The organism is Bacillus sp. RZ2MS9 (genome assembly GCF_001816185.2).
GTDB classification, from domain to species: Bacteria; Bacillota; Bacilli; order Bacillales; family Bacillaceae_G; genus Bacillus_A; species Bacillus_A cereus.
Map to the genome: position 1 here is coordinate 2,839,061 of NZ_CP049978.1, position 17,254 is coordinate 2,856,314.

Genomic DNA, 17,254 nt, shown 5'->3' on the forward strand with positions numbered 1-17,254 from the left:
TCATAATTCTTACTATTATAGTTCGATAAGTGAAATTACAAGGACGTTTTAACAAAAAAAGCAGATACATCACGTATCTGCTTTCCACCCTTTTTATTTAGCTAACTTTTGAAGTTCGTCAAAGAATGTAGGATATGATACACCTACTGCTTCTGCATCTTCAATAATTGTTTTTCCTTCTGCCAAACAGCCAGCAATTGCAAGCATCATTCCGATACGGTGATCACCATAACTATTTACTGTATTGCCTTTTAGAGCTGATTTTCCGTAAATGATCATACCGTCATCAGTTGCTTCTATGCGAGCTCCTAGTTTCGTTAACTCAGCAACGACTGTATCAATACGGTTTGTTTCTTTTACTTTCAATTCATGTGCATCTTTAATTACTGTAATTCCTTCTGCTTGTGTTGCCGCTAATGCGATTACAGGAATCTCATCGATTAATCTAGGGATAATATCTCCGCCAATTTCAATTCCTTTTAATGAAGATGTTTTGATTGTAATATTTGCAGCTGGTTCTGATGCCCCTTCATTAATTAGATCTACAGTGAACGTAGCACCCATTTTTTCTAAAACATCAATAATACCTGTACGGGTTGGATTCATTCCTACATTTTGTAATACTAGTTTACTATTTGGGATGATTGCACCTGCTACTAAGAAAAACGCTGCTGATGATACGTCACCTGGCACTTGAATGTCTGTTGCTGTTAATTTTTGTCCACCTGACAGCTTCACTGTTTTCCCTTCGCGAGTTACTTTAACACCAAATGCTTCGAGCATTCTTTCCGTATGGTCGCGTGAAATATGTGGTTCTGTAACAGCTGTTACACCTTCTGCACGAAGACCTGCAAGTAAAATAGCCGACTTTACTTGTGCACTTGCAACAGGAGAAATATATTCAATTGCTTTTAAATCGCCGCCACGTATTGTTAACGGTGTAAATGTTCCTTCTTCTCGGCCGTCTATGTTTGCGCCCATTTGTTTTAATGGGTTTGTTACACGCTTCATCGGTCTTTTTGCGATAGATTCATCACCTTGTACGCAAGAGAAAAATGGTGTGTTAGCTAATATACCTGACATTAATCGGATTGTTGTACCAGAATTACCAACATCTAATACAGCTTTCGGTTCTTGTAAACCTTCTAATCCTTTACCAACTACAGTAACCTCATCACCGTTTTGCGTAATTTCTACTCCCATTTCTTTAAAACATGAAATCGTACTTAAACAGTCTGCACCGGGCAAGAAACCTTTAATTATTGTTTTCCCTTCTGCAATAGAACCGAACATAACAGCACGGTGTGAAATGGATTTATCACCTGGGATTGTAATATTGCCATTCAATCCGTTATTAACAGGTTGTATTGTTCTTTCTTTCACGTTTTTCACCTTCTCATTTAAATTGTTTCATAAGTTTGGTATTCTTCTTCTCCAAGCGCTAGCTTTGCTTTCATACGATCTTCTTCCCTTTGGAAGCTAATACGTAATACCCCAAGCAGTCCTTCACGCGCTTCTAATATTTGCAAGTTCGTAATACTAATTTCCTCGCGCGCTAAAATACTCGTAATATGAGCCAATGCCCCCACCTTATCTAATACATCGACGTATAAGTCGTGATAGGCAGGAATTGCCCCTCTCTTTCTTACTGGTAAAGAATCACGGTATTCTTTCGCATCTGCAAAATAGTTTTGAATCTCGCCTGCATCTCCGGTAGAAACTGTTTTATATAAATCTTCCATTTCAGAGATCCACTCTTTTAATAATACCATTAAATGCTCTCGATTTTGCTTTACAATATCACTCCACATTTTTGGACTACTAGATGCGATACGTGTAATGTCTTTGAAACCTCCAGCAGCTAGTTGATGAATGAGCGGATTATCTCCTGCATGTTTCTCAACTTGCTTTACTAAACCTGCTGCGATAAGGTGCGGAAAATGACTAACGATCCCTGTTACATAATCATGTTCTTCCGTATTTAAAACAAGAAAATGTGACCCTGTTCCTTTTAACCATACTTTAAGGTCTTCCACTTGTTTATTTGGCACGTGATTCATCGGTGTTAAAATGTAAAATGCATTTTCAAATAAATGTGCCTTTGCACTTTCAACTCCCGTTTTATGAGAACCCGCCATCGGATGTCCACCAATGAAAGAAACATCCTTTGAAAATAAAGCTTCCGCTTCGTTCATAATAGACCCTTTTGTACTACCAACATCAGTCACTATAACATCTTCTCGTAAACGGAATGACGCAAGTTTGTGTAATAGCTTCTTCGTTTCTTCAACTGGAGAAGCAAAAACAATTAAATGTGCCTCTTCACATGCACGCTGTAAATCAACTCCTATTTCATCTACTACGTGTAATTCTTTTGCACGCTCTACTTGCTCTTTAAATATATCGTACCCTGTTATCGTTACATCGTGCTCTTTCTTAATTGCTAATGCGAGAGAGCCTCCTATTAAACCTGTTCCAATTAATACTACCTTTTTACGCATTTGCCTCATCTCGAGACTTATTTTTTTTATTTTCAAAGTGTTGTTTTAACACTGAAATCACCCCTTCATTTTGCTCCCTTGTTCCAACTGTAATACGGACACCATTCGGGAACGGACGAATAATAAATCCTGCATGTGCACAAGCTTCATAAATCTCTCCAGCATTATCTACCGGTAAGAAGATGAAATTAGTTTGTGACGAATAAAATGGTATACCGTTTTCCTTACAGAAACTCTCGTATTGCTGTAATCCTTCTGTATTCATGTGAACTATTTCTTTAATAAACTCGTCATCACCAAAAGCAATCGTCGCTGCTTTTTGCGCTAATGAAGATACGTTAAATGGTAAACGTACGACATTTAATTTCTCAATTAGCTCTTCCTGTCCGATCGCATATCCAACGCGGAAAGAAGCTAATCCGTATGCTTTAGAAAACGTTCTAAGTACAAGAATGTTTTTATGTTTTTCTAAAAGCGGTAATGTCTTAGGGAAATCTTTTGCTGTTACGTATTCATAGTACGCTTCATCAATGACAATTAACGTATTTTCACTAATGCCTTCAATAAATTGAGTTAATTTTTGCTCATTCACATATGTGCCCGTCGGGTTGTTTGGATTACAAATCCATACGATTTTCGTATTATTATTTACCGCTGACGAAATTTCGTCTAAATCGTATACACCTTTATTTAAAGGAATTTCTTTCACTTCACACCCTTCAATAATCGCATGATGGCGGTACTGCGGGAATGTTGCACCTGCTGTTACAATGTTATCTCCCGCTCGTAATACGGCGCGGCTTATCATTTGAATGATTTCATCTAAACCACTACCACAAAGTACTTGTTCCATTTGCACATGCAACTTATCTGCGATTGTTTGACGGAGCGTTGTAGCACCTCCGTCAGGATATAAAGCATGTTCCAACCAAGAGTTTTGCAACTCTTCTAAAACTCTCGGTGAACAACCAAATGGATTTTCATTCGATGCTAATTTCACAAACGAATGATCTCCGTACACTTCTTTCATTTGTTCTGGTGATTTACCTGGTTTATATGGTTGTAATGATGATAGTTGATCTTTTACTTGCACGTTAAACCCACCTTTTTATTAAAATTCTTTTGCGTAGTTATTGTGTTGCATAATGTTTTGTTTTAATAATTCCATACGATCTTTTCCGAATTGTTCGACTAGTGCATCTGCAAGTTCCCATGCCACAACAGATTCAGCTACTACACCCGCTGCTGGTACTGCGCAACTATCAGATCTTTCAATACTCGCTTGGAATGCTTCTTTCGTATCAATATCAACGCTTGCTAACGGTTTGTATAAAGTAGGAATTGGCTTCATCACGCCTCTTACGATAATTGGCATACCTGTTGTCATACCGCCTTCTAAACCGCCGGCATTATTCGTTTTTCTCGTGTATCCTTTTTCTTCATCCCACAGAATTTCATCATGCACTTTGCTTCCTGGTTGTCGTGCCGCTTCAAAACCTACGCCGATTTCAGCACCTTTAAATGCATTTATACTCATAATTGCACCAGCAAGTTTTGCATCTAATTTACGATCGTAATGAACGTAACTACCAACGCCAATCGGCATACCTTCTGCAATGACTTCCACAATACCACCGATTGAATCTCCACTACTTTTTGCGTTGTCAATCGCATTCATCATTTCTTGCTCTACTTCTTTATCTAAACATCGAACTGGTGAGTTTTCAGTAATTGTTTGAATTTCTTCAATTGATAAGTTTGAAATATGTTTTGCTTTTACTCCACCAATTTCAAGAACATGTCCTGCAATTCCCACGCCTAATTCGCTTAAAATTTGTTTTGCAACTGCACCAGCAGCTACACGAACTGTCGTTTCTCTTGCAGATGACCGCTCTAATACGTTTCTTATATCACGATGACCATATTTAATTGCTCCATTTAAATCTGCATGTCCGGGACGTGGTTTTGTAATTGTACGTTTCATGTCTTTACTTTCTTTTTCCGAAATTGGCTCTGCACCCATTACTTTCGTCCAATGTTTGAAATCATCATTTTTTACAATTAACGTAATCGGTGATCCAAGTGTCATCCCGTGACGAACACCACTTACAATTTCAACTGTATCTGTTTCAATTTGCATACGTCTTCCGCGTCCATGACCTTTTTGTCTTCTTAATAATTCTTTATTAATATGTTCTGCCGTAAGTGTCAAACCTGCTGGTACACCTTCTAAAATAACTGTTAACTGCGGTCCATGTGATTCTCCAGCTGTAATGTATCTCATTTCTCTTGCCCCTTTACTATTTTTTTGTACAAAAAAGTCCCTACTGAGCGCTCAGTAGGGACGATGTTTATCGCGGTACCACCCTAGTTGTAGACTTCTTTCGTCTACCTCTCTTCTTCTTTAACGATCGTTCGACCGTCTTACCCTCCAAAAGTTGTCGGGAAAGATGCTCCAAGGCTGTAATTCATGCTTACCTTTGTACTGATTCACACCGACCATCAGCTCTCTTTAACAGTGAGATAAGCACTACTGTTTCCTCTTCAATGCATATATGATATGGAATTAAGATAATTTATTTTTGAAACCTTTTAACTCATCCATGAATCTATGGAATTCTGGAATGTCCATTTGTTGTGCAGAATCTGATAATGCAACTGCTGGATCTGGATGAACTTCAGCCATTACTGCATCTGCGCCAATTGCAAGTGCCGCTTTCGCTGTTGGTAATAATAAATCTCTGCGTCCAGTTGAATGTGTTACATCAACGATAACTGGTAAATGTGTTTCTTTCTTTAAAATTGGTACTGCAGAAATGTCTAATGTGTTACGTGTTGCTCTTTCGTATGTGCGGATACCGCGCTCACAAAGAATAATTTGATCGTTACCTTGCGCAATGATGTATTCCGCTGCGTTAATGAACTCATCAATTGTTGCTGCTAATCCACGTTTTAATAATACTGGTTTGTTAACTTTACCTACAGCTCGTAATAAATCAAAGTTTTGCATGTTACGTGCGCCAACTTGAATTACATCAACGTAGTCTAATGCCATTTCAACATCGTTCGGATTTAAAATTTCACTAATAATTGCTAAGTCAAACTCGTCTGCTACTTGACGTAAAATTTGAAGTCCTTCTACTCCTAAACCTTGGAAATCATATGGAGAAGTTCTCGGTTTGAATGCACCACCGCGCATTAATTTTAAGCCTTGGTCTTTCATCGCTTGCCCTACTTGACGAACTTGTTCTAAGCTTTCTACTGCACAAGGTCCCATGATGAACGTTTGTGTTCCGTTTCCAATCAATTCACCTTTTACATCAACAATTGTATTTTCTTGTTTCTTTTTACGTGATACTAGTAACGCTTTACGGTTATCATCTTCTTGTAACTCTAAGCTTGCTTTGAAAATCGTTTTGAAAATATGTTGAACTGTTGATGTTTCGAATGGTCCTTCGTTATGCTCTGCAATCATATCAAGTACTTCACGCTCACGTACTGGATCAAAGCGTTTCGTGCCTTGTACTTGCTTTTGCTCTCCAATTTTTTGAACAATTTCACCACGTTTGTTTAAAAGGTGTAATAGTTGTAAGTTAATTTCATCTACCTGTTTACGTAATTGATCTAATTCATGATTTGCCATTTGGAAATCCTCCTCTAATGTTTTAAAAGTATAGTAAGAGAATAAAAAATTCTCTATTTTCTGAACTGACTAATTATACAAATTTATAGTGGAATCGATACCTCTTCTTATTTTAAACTAATAATTCGTACAAAGACATGAACTACTAGTTAAAAACCCACTTTTTTGTACAAAAAAGCCCTACTGATTCAATCAGTAGGGACGATATTTATCGCGGTACCACCCTAGTTGTAGACTTCTTTCGTCTACCTCTCTTCATTGTTAACGATCATCTGACCGTCTTTCCCTTCATAAAGACAATACTATCTTTACTACGAAAAAGATGCTCCAGGACTGTAATTCGCTCTTGTTTATGTACTGGTTTGCACCAACCACCAGCTCTCTGTTACAGGGAAACAACAACTACTGCTTTTCCTTTCAATGCATGACTATTTAATTTTCAAGTTGAACCACTAAAATACAAAAAGTCCCTACTGAATAAATCAGTAGGGACGATATTTATCGCGGTACCACCCTAGTTGTAGACTAACTTTCCGTCTACCTCTCTTCACTGTTAACGATCAATTGACCGCTTTTTCCTCATAAAGACAAACTATCTTTATTACGAAAAAGATGCTCCAAGACTGTAATTCATGATTATCCCTGTACTGGTTCACACCAACCACCAGCTCTCTGTTACAGTAAGACTAACCACTACTGTGATCTCTTCATTGCACTTTGTTTATTCAAATGTTTTTGAAATTGAATAAGTATGATTCGTATTATAGAACGCTTTTCAAAACACTGTCAACAACTTTTTATATATTTTTTTAAATTCCACTTTCGTCCTATAATTCTTTTTGTAAATCACCCATTACAATTCCTATGCGAATTATTTCATTTTCTAGTAAATGTAAAACATATTCCTCTACTTCATACTGAACTAATAATTCTTTTATTTGTATGATTTCTTTTTCAAATAAAACGGCTTCGTGACATGTTTGTAGTAAAATAAAAAACACATTTGCAAACATTTCTTTATGCGCTTTCATACTTTCTTTTTTATGAAGCATTTCAATCAATAACCGCTTCATTTCCTCACCTGTACATTTACCATGTACACTTGAAAATGCACGAGACATAATACATAATCCTTTTTCTAATATTTCATCCATGTATAAAATAATACGTAAAAGCATCACATATTCTCTCGCAGTTATCTCACCCATTTTTGGTCGTTCTCGCAAAAATACACTGAGCCAAGCTGTCCAAAACTTTTGTTGTTCTTTTACACTTAATGTTTTGACGTAATAGCATAAAAACTGCATAAACTTAATTTTATTTTCTTCATTTTCTAGTATGAGTAACGGGTATAACCAATTTGTTTTTTGCTCCCAATATAGTACACATTTAATAAATACAAAGCTAAGCCACTTCAAGAAAGCTTCCCTCGTATGCGGATGTAATACTTCCAAATGTTCTATCGCATACTTAATAAATCGCTTCATTTCTGTAAATAAAGGTAAATTTATTTGCGTGTAACATAAGCCGGCCCATGCATATTCCGTAATCTCATTTTGTTTTTTTAAATCTAAGTATGGTAACAAATATTTTCGGCACCATTGTTTTTCAATATGATATAGAAATGTAATATCTGCTATTAAACGAGCAAACATAAAGTTTGTTCGTTCCGAATTAACCCTTACTTGTTCTTCAAATAAAAATAAATATTCATATACATTACGATCGTATAAATGATCATATGATAACAACTTTAATAATACAGCCGTCATTTTTCCAACTGGATGCTGAATTGATTCATTATAAAAATCTTGTTTCCCAAGCTTAAAGTCTGTATCACTCTTCATAACTTGAGGAAACACTGAAAAAGCAAATCGTTTTACAACACGTATACTGTTCTCTTCTAACTCTTCTAGTCGATTACTAATTTCATATAGAAAACTACTAATTAACCAATGAAAAGCAGTATTTCTAACAAATTTCTGCAATAGCGGAATAATTTTTTGGATTTGCTCATTCGTCAATCCTCGATTATTTCGCCATTCTCTAATACAAACAAACCATACTTCATTACTTATTTCTTGCACTCCTACTAATTGGTATGCAAATGAAATACTCCATTCTGTGTTTAATTTACATGCTTTTGATAACATCTCTAAAAAATGGCGTTGTTCAAAAACACCATCTTGCGAAAATTGCTGAACTTGCTTCATAATTTCAACATCTTTCAGCTGCAATAATCCGTCAGCAGTTACATTACAAGTAATGCTTTTTGCTGTATCCTCTTTCTTTTGTACACTGTATCGTTCAGAATGAAAATGAGGATGCTTTTGCTTCATTAACTCATACCCATTTGCCGTAGATGGGCTATTTGAATCACACTTGAATAATAAGTCTAATACGAGATATGCATCAAATACCCTCTCTTCTGTAAGATGCTTTATTACAGTTCGAGTGACTTCTTCTTTTGTTTTTTCTAAACAATATGCATAATGCCTTTTTAAAAGTTGAAAAACTTCGTGTTTATAAGTGAAATCTAAAAGAAGTCCTTCATGTAACAACCATTTCATTTTGTCATCTACACGAACAAAAATATTTTTATTCATCGCATCAATTGCAATTCGCTTTTGAAGTACACTATTTGCTTCTATCATTTCTGTAATATAATAATCCGCTTTTTTCTCATTGTTTTCGCATAAATAAGTTAGACACTCTTTTACAATTCGTATTAAAAATGCAAGATCATTTTGATGAAACTCTTTCTCTACATTTTCCTTATTTCTTTTTTTCAGTGCCGTTTGTCTTAACGACAACATTCTCAATTTTTCTAATCCAATCATCATAATTGGAACAGCATAATAAGCGATATATGGCCTCATCTTTTCGTTCCAAATTTGCTCCACATGAGAAAATGTAGATACTGGTAAGCGACTCGATTCCTCGAGTTCTATTGATTCTTGCGTATCATTCCCCCATTTTCTTACACGTTTCAACTTCAGTTTTCCGTCTAAAATAAAAGTTAGTAACAATAAGGCAATTTCTTTATGCTCAGGAAAAGAACATTTTTGCAGTAACTTAGAAATCTTTTCTATAGAGCTACTATCTTTTTCAGCTGTTTCTAATAAAAGGAGTGTCCACCTTGCAAACAACAGCGGGTCCATCTTACTCTTCGTTTCGTTTAAGTAGTTACAAATTGTTCTCCATAATAACGGTGATATTTTAGAATAGTTTTTATAAATTAATTGAAATAATTCTTTCTGATGACTAAAAAGAAATTGTTCCACTAACCATTCTGCAAGTAATTCATCTACTTCATTATAGTTTGGCGTAAGCATAAACAAATTTTGTAATTTACCTTCTGCTTCTAACCATTCGACCCATTCATAATCATGAGCAAATTCCACAAAGTAACGTACTGTTTCAATTTTTTTAATCGATTGCTTTATGTATGATAATTGTTCCTGTTCTACTGACGGGGGAACCGTTACAATATCCCGAATACGCATTCTTTTCGTAATATAATTATCACCCATTAATTCAGCCCAGCGTTTTACTGCTTTTACGAGGGGTTGATGGTTATTCACCTTATTCGGATACACAATTGGTCTTATCCCTAAATGTTCCCAATGGTACGTATTTTCTCCTTGTGCGACAAAAGCAAATCGTCTTGTACTTGGTGGTAAACCAGTTGCTAAATATTTCATTACTGGGTCATTATGACTATATCCAATGAATAAAACGGTGTAATTTGAGAATAGATCAACTAAAAATCTTCTCGCCCACCCTTCCGTTAAGTAAGCCCTTCCAAAATCACCATCTGTTAAAATTAAAGCCTCTTTCTCCTGTTCTACATTACCATGTATATAAGCAAGACCTTTAAAAGCTCTCCCAGTCGGTAAAGCTGGAGCGTAATAAACATTGATATCTCTATTTATTTCTTTAATTGCTGTTGTAAAATGTTGATCAAAATTTGTTGTTACAATGCGGATATCTGTATCTAAAGGAAATAGCCTTGGAATTGCATAATGCAATGGATTCGGTTTTGATTTCTCTATATGAACAAGATCTCTTGCGACTTGATGTACATCTTTTGTTTTCGCAATTTTACCAAGATAATAATCATGTGGTTCTGTTATTTCACGTTTTTCGACATATAACGTTTTTGCAATTTCATCAACTAAATCATCAAAATTCGGTAAGTTTGATTTCCCTTTCATAGAAACTCCCGCTCCAACAAATAATACTAACTTTCCTTGCTCAAGGTGATCAATTAACTCATCTGGAATTTCTACTTCTGAAGTAATCCACATCCTGGATTCCCCCTTACCTAAAAATGTCATACACTCTCATTTTACTATAACATTTTTTCGTTGTTTTTATAATATTTAGACTAAATTCCGAACATGAAAAAGTTTTATGTAAATAAATCCGTTACAATGTATGAACTCCAGAATTTATTGAAAAACTATGTATAAATCGGAGGTGTAAATTTTGAATGATTTCACAGTAGTGCTTATCAAGTTTATATCGTGCATTATCGCATTTAGCATTGGGCTTGCTTTATTTTTCCCTGCAACGTTTGTTCAAATTATTTCATTCAGTCTCTTTGTTACAATCGTATCCTACATGTTCGTTGATAAAATCATTTTAAATCGAATTGGCAATACTGGTGCCATTATGTCGGATTTCTTATTAACATATTTAAGCGTATGGATTTTCGGTAATATTTTATTAGACAACTATATGCAAATTGCATGGGGCAGTATCCTTTCTGCCATCGTCTTCACTTTATCTGAAGTAATCGTTCATCGCTTCTCTAACTCTCATACAAGGCACAACAATGATAACATTCGTATTAATCGCCGCTTTGCATATGGTACAGAGTTTGCTGAAGAACAAAATATATTGGATAAAGATAAAAAAAAGTAACGTTTTAATGCAGGAGCGCCCTTTTTAATTATGTGGTGCTCCTTTTTTTATTTTTTCATTATGGTACGTGAAATTATATAAGTGATTATTTCAAAATACCGACCTACTAACAATATTTGACGCTATTTTTTCTAATAAAAAACTGCCTCTTATTTAGAGGCAGCCACTTTTAAGTCTTTTACTGCAACAACATCCGCAAACGCTCCCAATACTGCGTTATGATGTTTCACAATATCTTCAGCACGTAACACTTCTGTATTAAATGTACTATGTGCATCACTCACTAACGTTACTTTATATCCTTCACTACATGCTCTGCGCGTTGTCGTATCTACACAATACTCTGTTTGCATTCCCGAAAGAATAACGTGTTCAATTCCTTTCTCTTGTAACACTTCGCTTAAGTTTGTATTATGGAATGAATCTGGAGTCGTCTTTTCAACTATATGATCTCCTTCTTGCGGAGCGATGGCCGCATGGATTCGCCATCCATCCGTACCTTTTTCTAACGGATGATCTTTAGGACCGTTATGTTGGATATAAATAACTGGAATATCATTTGAACGACATTCCCTAATAAGCTCTTGCAATGTTTGTAAAAACTTTCCCCCATTATGTACTGGCATTCCAGCTGTATACATACCCGCTTGCACATCAATTACGATTAATGCTTTTTTCATTTCACACATCCCCCTTTGTTTGTATAAGCCATTATTATTGTTTATATTCCATCATCCAACAATCTTCTAATTTCCCCTCATGCAACTCATGTTCCTTTAAAATCTTTACTTTTTTAAATCCACTTTTTTCATAACACTTTATTGCTCGTTCATTATTTACTTTCGGATCCATTGCAATTGCTTCTGCTCCCATTTCACCCATAATATATGTAATTGCTGCCTGAACGAGTTTTGTTCCAATTCCCTTTCCCCAATAGGCTGGTTCACCGATAAATTGGTCCATACCCCATACATTTTGTGATTCTTTATAGCCATATAACGCTTTCCACTCTGAATCCACTGGGTACATTTGTATGTAACCAATCGGAATGTTATCAAATTCTATTAAACATCTTTTTTCATTACTGTTTGGACTATGTATAAAATGATCAAGCACCTTTTCTACAGATTGCGGATTATCTCGTCCTTCGTAATACCGCAGGACTGCTGGGTCCATTAACCATTTAGAAATGATAGATGCATCATCTTCCATTACGTATCTAATCAATAAACCTTCTTTTTGAAAAAGCATATTCTACCTCTATTATTCCTTTATATTTTTTCTTGCTGTTACATCTTTCATTGCACCTACTAATGCATATGGTAGTAATGTAATCGCAAAAAATGCTGTAAATACGTTAAATTGCGGGATTGTATAGAGTGTGAACCATTCAGTGAAAAATTGAGAATTTAATATTCTATTAAAAAACTCTCCGCCTGGCCTAAAGTTTGGTACCCACCCAGTTATTTCACACAAAATAAACAGTAACTGAACAATAAAAAATGCCCCTAGATAACGAAACTTACCCCCCTCCTTAAATATCCATCATATTGATTATACACTTTCCTCACTTTATTTGTTAAAATTTTCTATATAATTAATACTGTTGGGGGAATACATTATGTCTAATCCTATATTTACATCCACTTTAATCATTCTTAGAGGAAACTCCGCAAGTGGTAAAACAACGATTGCAAAACAACTACAAGAACATTTCGGACAAGGGACACTTTTAGTATCACAGGATGTTGTACGTAGAGATATGCTTAGAGTACACGACACAATGGGTAATTTATCACATGATTTACTATTTGAAATTACGAAGTACGGAAAAGGAAAATGTGAATTTGTTATTTTAGAAGGTATATTGAACAGTCATAGGTATGGTGAGATGTTAGAAGAATTAATTCGTTATTTTGATGAAAATGCATTTGCATATTACTTTGATTTATCATTAGAGGAAACTATTAGACGACATAACACAAGGGACAAACGACACGAATTTGGTGAAGATTCCCTACAAAAATGGTATAATCCGCACGATACTATTAAGGTTGCCAGAGAAACTATTTTTACAGATAACTTTACGCAAAAAGATATATTTGATGCAATTCTTAATGATGTTGCGATCAAAAAACAAGCCTAACATATTATGTTAGGCTTGTTATGTATTTTGTATTTCAGTTTTTATAATTGAACAATCTATACATAAATAATAGTATATATTCATTTCCCCAAACTGGAAATTAACTACTGAAATAAGTCCACGTTCCTCAATATCTTGAGTAATTGTAGCAACATATTTCATCTCTTTCGCACAAGTTGGACACGCCAAATCCTTTGGAAGATCATCATATAACGGTACCCCTAATAATCTACATACATATTCAGAACCGAACAAGTCAAAAGCTTCCCAGTAACTATCTTCATCTGTAGGTATATCTTCATTTTTCATATTTATAAGCTTTACCGTTGTTTTTGGTAATAAAACTGGTAACTTATATTCCTCTTCCATTATCCATTCTTCTGTATTTTGCTGCTGTATGATTTGAACAGTTTTCCCTCCATCACTTAACTGAAAATATTGCGGTTCCCATACCATCGCGCAGTTTAAACATGAAACGAATGGTAAAATATTTAGTTCATTACTTTTAAGTTCAGCAAGTCTCCCATCTTTTAAATCAAAACAGAGAATTTGATGCATCTTTTCACCGCATAACTTACATACTGGCAAATTACAATCTTGACCGCCAAAATAATGATTATATGAACCTCTTCCTTCAATTACTCTATACCCTTTCCTTTCTTTGCAATGTGCACCATATAATTCTGTTGTCATATTCTATCCTCGCCTTTTATAAGAATGATTCACAAAATGATAATAATTAAGACTAAAAAACATCGTCTTCCTGAATAGTTTCCATAATAAATTCTTTTAAACTCGGAGATATTTCTTCCATTTCGTCATCCGCGTGATACCAAATGTATATTTCATCATCCATTTTTCCATTATTTATTTTAAAGCACAATTTATCCCCTGAACCATCGTCACCAATTATGATAAGGTTTTCTGGCATATACTCATCTCTCATGTCAACATTTTGTCTAACTATATCATCCCAAGTTTTCGTTACATTTCTATTATCTTTAATCGGATATAGTATCCATTCCCCTATTTCAGCATTATTAACTAATTTAATAAGATCCCTATATTGATTTGGGAAAGCAGCACCTAACTTTTCTTCAGTTTCTTTTATTTGCAGCTCCAATACACCTTGTTTCTTTGTTTCAATATATTCTCTTACTTCTTTCATGAAATACACCTATCCTTTGAACTTAATTACACTATTATGAGTGAAAGTGTTTAGTAAACGATTTGATCCAATTTATACATTTCATTATACGTTAATCCTTCGTTTTCAACATACTACTCTTCTCTACTTCTCAATAAACTTCTGTTCTACTTCCTTACCTCATTCTTAATAGTTTTATTTTCTAAACATCATACAATTTTTATGTTTTGTTACAGATTTAGTAATAAGCCATTTAAAAATCCTATTATCCTTCTACTAAAAAAATAAAAGCCAGCCTCAATAAAGAGAACTGACTTCTATTTGGATAATTATTGTTACTATAAAATTTTCACTTTAACAGTTTGTCTTCCCCAATTCATAGCTTTACTTTTTGAACCCATTAAAACATCAATACGATTACCTTTAATTGCACTTCCAGTATCACCAGCGATAGCTTCTCCATAGCCTTCTACCCATACTTTAGATCCTAATGGGATTACTTTCGGGTCAACTGCGATAATTCTCATATTCGGATTTGCCGTTAAATCATGCCCCATCGCAGTTAAAACGCGTCCACCATATGTACCATTTTCACTTGGATCAGCAGTATACGCTGTCGCTACTACCGTTAATTCACGTTTAGCAGACTGTATGTTGTTTTTAGATGCTTCTTTCGCTCTCTCTTCTTCTTTAGCTTTTGCTATTTCTCTTGCTTTTTCTTCTTCTTTAGTTTTTGCTATTTCTCTTGCTTTTTCTTCTTCTTTAGTTTTTGCTATTTCTCTTGCCTTCTCTTTTTCTTTAGCTTTTGCTATTTCTCTTGCCTTCTCTTCTTCTTTAGCTTTTGCTATTTCTCTTGCCTTCTCTTCTTCTTTAGCTTTTGCTATTTCTCTTGCTTTTTCTTCTTCTTTAGCTTTTACTATTTCTTGCGCTTTCGGTTCTTCTTTGACTTTTGCCTCTTCTTTAGGCTTTACTATTTCTTGCGCTTTCGGTTCTTCTTTGACTTTTGCCTCTTCTTTAGGCTTTACTATTTCTTGCGCTTTTACTTCTTCTTTGACTTTTGCTTCTTCTTTAGGCTTTACTATTTCTTGCACTTTCGGTTCTTCTTTAACTTTTACTTCTTCTTTGACTTTTACCTCTTCTTTAGGCTTTACTATTTCTTGCGCTTTCTCTTCTTTTTTAACTTTTACTTCTTCTTTGACTTTTAACTCTTCTTTAGGCTTTACTATTTCTTGTGCTTTCGTTGTTTCTTTCGCTTTTGCTACTTTCTGCGTCTTTACTTCTTTCTTTTCTTTAACTGATTTTTGTCCTTTCGCTACTTGCTTCGTTTTCTCTTCAGTTTTCTTTTCAGTTGGTGCTGTACTTGATAGGAAAGAAACGTTTGCATAAGCAGTTTTTCCTTTATACTCAAATTGCAGCCATCCGTCTTTTACTTGATGCGTTGATTCAATTACATCATCTTTTTTTAGTCTGCCAAGAATTTCTGAATCCGTGTTTGCTTCAGTACGTACATTTAACAAATTCGCCGTTACATGATACACATCTTTTGTAAACTCCGAACTTACAAACACTTCTTTACCGTTCAATTCAATTTTTGACCAGCCATCTTCGGTATTTATGACTTTTAACTCTTGCCCATTCTTTACTTTTTCGACCACTTTTGATTCTGTAGTCGGTTTTTCACGTACGTTAAGTACATCTGCTGTTACAATTGTTTCTGCGGTAGCAGTTGTGGTAAACGCCCCCAATCCAAAAACAGTTGCTGTTGCTGCGCCAATTACTTTTTTCATATTAACCTCCATTAAATTTTTTTGAATTTTATCAAATGCCTCCGTAAAATTGTATAATTTTACATAATATCAAAACATTTGCAACAGTATATTAATATTGTTTAATATACTGTTATTAAAACTCCTTACTCCAATACTATCAAATTCTCATTTCTAATTCTATATATTATAAATCTCCTTATCTTTTATAAAAGCTCCATACCCTTCTTCACACTAAATAGTTGTGGCAATTCCCGCCAAAAATAAACTTACGATTGCTAAAATTTGAGTAGCAACAATAGCCCCTCTTAAATGAAACTTATAATCTTTATATCCTTTCATACCTTCCGTACTAGGAATCACAACAAACCTTGGAGTAATCCAGCAAAAAATTAGCAAATCAATTATAAGTAAATCTACTAAATTGAAAATCATTAAAATACCAAAAGTGTGTAAATAGGCATCCATATACATTAACTTTTCATGCTTATGTAGTATATATGTAGAAACGAAAGGACTACCGAAAAGAATAGTATTATATACAATATTAAAATAAATGCTTTGCTTTTTTTCATGAATCGATTTTGGAAAAACTACTTTTTGAATATCTTTCGGATAATCAGTTAACGATAGTCGAGGATTATAATATAAGGACCCTAAAATCATTACAGATAGTACAATAGACATGATGACACCAACGTACATCATTTGCTCAAATTGATTCATATGCTGTATTCACCCTTTTCTGTAATTACTATGATAGTCATTCACTTAATTACATATTGTATGTACGTACATAATCAAAAATTAACAACTAGCTTTAATAGCGAAGCAAACAGATGTAAACGTACTAAAAGCAATTATCGATCCGAATAATATCCCTTCTCGCAAAATTTTACTAAGTGTAGGTTTTACATCGGAGAAAGTTTGTGAGATTGATGGATTACCTAGGGAAATTTTGAGCACATACATATAATTCCAAAAAGGCAGCGCTACTTATGTAGCACTGCCTTTTTCTTTATTGGAATAATCCTTTTCCTTTATTCATTTACTTATAAAGTATTGTCAGTTCTTCTTTATGTTCTGTATTTCCACATTATAAATATTTCACGTCAAGGAGAG

At 34.6% G+C, this 17,254-nt stretch carries 15 protein-coding genes, 1 pseudogene and 3 other annotated features; of the genes and pseudogenes, 3 read left to right on the plus strand and 13 right to left on the minus strand.

Annotated features, from left to right (window positions below):
• Positions 1-93: 93 nt before the first annotated feature.
• The 6 genes from aroA to BHV55_RS14625 form a co-directional block, all read right to left on the minus strand.
• Positions 94-1,383 (minus strand): 3-phosphoshikimate 1-carboxyvinyltransferase, encoded by a 1,290-nt coding sequence (gene aroA, locus BHV55_RS14600; RefSeq protein WP_070757946.1) that lies wholly within the window; start codon positions 1,381-1,383, stop codon positions 94-96.
• A gap of 17 nt (positions 1,384-1,400) precedes the next feature.
• Positions 1,401-2,501: a prephenate dehydrogenase gene (gene tyrA, locus BHV55_RS14605; protein WP_001228131.1), complete on the minus strand. Its 1,101-nt coding sequence runs from the start codon at positions 2,499-2,501 to the stop codon at positions 1,401-1,403.
• Positions 2,494-3,594: a histidinol-phosphate transaminase gene (gene hisC, locus BHV55_RS14610; protein WP_070757948.1), complete on the minus strand. Its 1,101-nt coding sequence runs from the start codon at positions 3,592-3,594 to the stop codon at positions 2,494-2,496. Before hisC ends, tyrA begins: the two co-directional genes overlap by 8 nt.
• 18 nt (positions 3,595-3,612) lie before the next feature.
• On the minus strand, positions 3,613-4,785 hold the full coding sequence (aroC, locus tag BHV55_RS14615) for a chorismate synthase (RefSeq protein WP_001269428.1): 1,173 nt from the start codon (positions 4,783-4,785) through the stop codon (positions 3,613-3,615).
• A gap of 53 nt (positions 4,786-4,838) precedes the next feature.
• Positions 4,839-5,058 (minus strand) — a binding site (T-box leader).
• 9 nt (positions 5,059-5,067) lie between these two features.
• Complete coding sequence (locus BHV55_RS14620) at positions 5,068-6,144, minus strand: bifunctional 3-deoxy-7-phosphoheptulonate synthase/chorismate mutase (RefSeq protein ID WP_001273575.1); 1,077 nt, start codon at positions 6,142-6,144, stop codon at positions 5,068-5,070.
• 194 nt (positions 6,145-6,338) lie between these two features.
• Positions 6,339-6,574, minus strand: a binding site (T-box leader).
• A 54-nt stretch (positions 6,575-6,628) separates the two neighbouring features.
• Positions 6,629-6,864, minus strand: a binding site (T-box leader).
• A 107-nt stretch (positions 6,865-6,971) separates the two neighbouring features.
• Entirely contained in the window at positions 6,972-10,454 is a 3,483-nt protein-coding gene (locus BHV55_RS14625; protein ID WP_070757950.1) for a DUF4020 domain-containing protein, read from the minus strand.
• A 181-nt stretch (positions 10,455-10,635) separates the two neighbouring features.
• Between BHV55_RS14625 and BHV55_RS14630 the strand changes: the two genes are divergently transcribed.
• A complete protein-coding gene (locus BHV55_RS14630) occupies positions 10,636-11,073 on the plus strand; it encodes a YndM family protein (RefSeq protein WP_000997702.1) in 438 nt (145 codons plus the stop codon).
• Between the two features lie 149 nt (positions 11,074-11,222).
• Here the strand turns inward: BHV55_RS14630 and BHV55_RS14635 are convergent, their stop codons facing one another.
• The 3 genes from BHV55_RS14635 to BHV55_RS14645 are packed head-to-tail and all read right to left on the minus strand — an operon-like array spanning position 11,223 to position 12,615.
• Positions 11,223-11,753 (minus strand): cysteine hydrolase family protein, encoded by a 531-nt coding sequence (locus BHV55_RS14635; protein ID WP_000709536.1) that lies wholly within the window; start codon positions 11,751-11,753, stop codon positions 11,223-11,225.
• Between the two features lie 34 nt (positions 11,754-11,787).
• A complete protein-coding gene (locus BHV55_RS14640; protein ID WP_000898764.1) occupies positions 11,788-12,324 on the minus strand; it encodes a GNAT family N-acetyltransferase in 537 nt (178 codons plus the stop codon).
• 12 nt (positions 12,325-12,336) lie between these two features.
• Positions 12,337-12,615, minus strand: coding sequence for a YfzA family protein (locus BHV55_RS14645; protein WP_033667163.1), 279 nt, complete (start codon positions 12,613-12,615; stop codon positions 12,337-12,339).
• A 79-nt stretch (positions 12,616-12,694) separates the two neighbouring features.
• Between BHV55_RS14645 and BHV55_RS14650 the strand changes: the two genes are divergently transcribed.
• Positions 12,695-13,219: a kinase gene (locus BHV55_RS14650; RefSeq protein WP_000070080.1), complete on the plus strand. Its 525-nt coding sequence runs from the start codon at positions 12,695-12,697 to the stop codon at positions 13,217-13,219.
• 18 nt (positions 13,220-13,237) lie between these two features.
• Here BHV55_RS14650 and BHV55_RS14655 read toward each other — a convergent pair whose 3' ends face one another.
• The 4 genes from BHV55_RS14655 to BHV55_RS14670 all read right to left on the minus strand — a co-directional run bounded on the left by BHV55_RS14655 (position 13,238) and on the right by BHV55_RS14670 (position 16,858).
• Positions 13,238-13,912, minus strand: coding sequence for a hypothetical protein (locus tag BHV55_RS14655; protein WP_000206086.1), 675 nt, complete (start codon positions 13,910-13,912; stop codon positions 13,238-13,240).
• Between the two features lie 52 nt (positions 13,913-13,964).
• The gene (locus BHV55_RS14660; protein ID WP_000665936.1) at positions 13,965-14,387 is read right to left on the minus strand and encodes an SMI1/KNR4 family protein; all 423 of its coding nucleotides are present in this window, start codon (positions 14,385-14,387) and stop codon (positions 13,965-13,967) included.
• Positions 14,388-14,704: 317 nt separating this feature from the next.
• Positions 14,705-16,153, minus strand: coding sequence for a cell wall-binding protein EntB (gene entB, locus BHV55_RS14665; protein ID WP_070757952.1), 1,449 nt, complete (start codon positions 16,151-16,153; stop codon positions 14,705-14,707).
• A gap of 213 nt (positions 16,154-16,366) precedes the next feature.
• Positions 16,367-16,858, minus strand: coding sequence for a hypothetical protein (locus tag BHV55_RS14670; protein ID WP_001071232.1), 492 nt, complete (start codon positions 16,856-16,858; stop codon positions 16,367-16,369).
• Positions 16,859-16,943: 85 nt separating this feature from the next.
• Between BHV55_RS14670 and BHV55_RS14675 the strand changes: the two are divergent.
• Positions 16,944-17,108 (plus strand): annotated as a pseudogene (locus tag BHV55_RS14675) (GNAT family N-acetyltransferase); the annotation flags it as partial.
• Between the last annotated feature and the right edge of the window lie 146 nt (positions 17,109-17,254).

Bases quoted from the DNA above. Each gene is read 5' to 3' on its own strand.
- BHV55_RS14650 (WP_000070080.1), top strand. From the start codon at position 12,695: ATGTCTAATCCTATATTTACATCCACTTTAATCATTCTTAGAGGAAAC.
- BHV55_RS14620 (WP_001273575.1), bottom strand. From the start codon at position 6,144: ATGGCAAATCATGAATTAGATCAATTACGTAAACAGGTAGATGAAATT.
- BHV55_RS14625 (WP_070757950.1), bottom strand. From the start codon at position 10,454: ATGTGGATTACTTCAGAAGTAGAAATTCCAGATGAGTTAATTGATCAC.
- BHV55_RS14660 (WP_000665936.1), bottom strand. From the start codon at position 14,387: ATGAAAGAAGTAAGAGAATATATTGAAACAAAGAAACAAGGTGTATTG.
- tyrA (WP_001228131.1), bottom strand. From the start codon at position 2,501: ATGCGTAAAAAGGTAGTATTAATTGGAACAGGTTTAATAGGAGGCTCT.
- BHV55_RS14655 (WP_000206086.1), bottom strand. From the start codon at position 13,912: ATGACAACAGAATTATATGGTGCACATTGCAAAGAAAGGAAAGGGTAT.
- BHV55_RS14670 (WP_001071232.1), bottom strand. From the start codon at position 16,858: ATGAATCAATTTGAGCAAATGATGTACGTTGGTGTCATCATGTCTATT.
- entB (WP_070757952.1), bottom strand. From the start codon at position 16,153: ATGAAAAAAGTAATTGGCGCAGCAACAGCAACTGTTTTTGGATTGGGG.
- BHV55_RS14640 (WP_000898764.1), bottom strand. From the start codon at position 12,324: ATGCTTTTTCAAAAAGAAGGTTTATTGATTAGATACGTAATGGAAGAT.
- BHV55_RS14635 (WP_000709536.1), bottom strand. From the start codon at position 11,753: ATGAAAAAAGCATTAATCGTAATTGATGTGCAAGCGGGTATGTATACA.
- aroC (WP_001269428.1), bottom strand. From the start codon at position 4,785: ATGAGATACATTACAGCTGGAGAATCACATGGACCGCAGTTAACAGTT.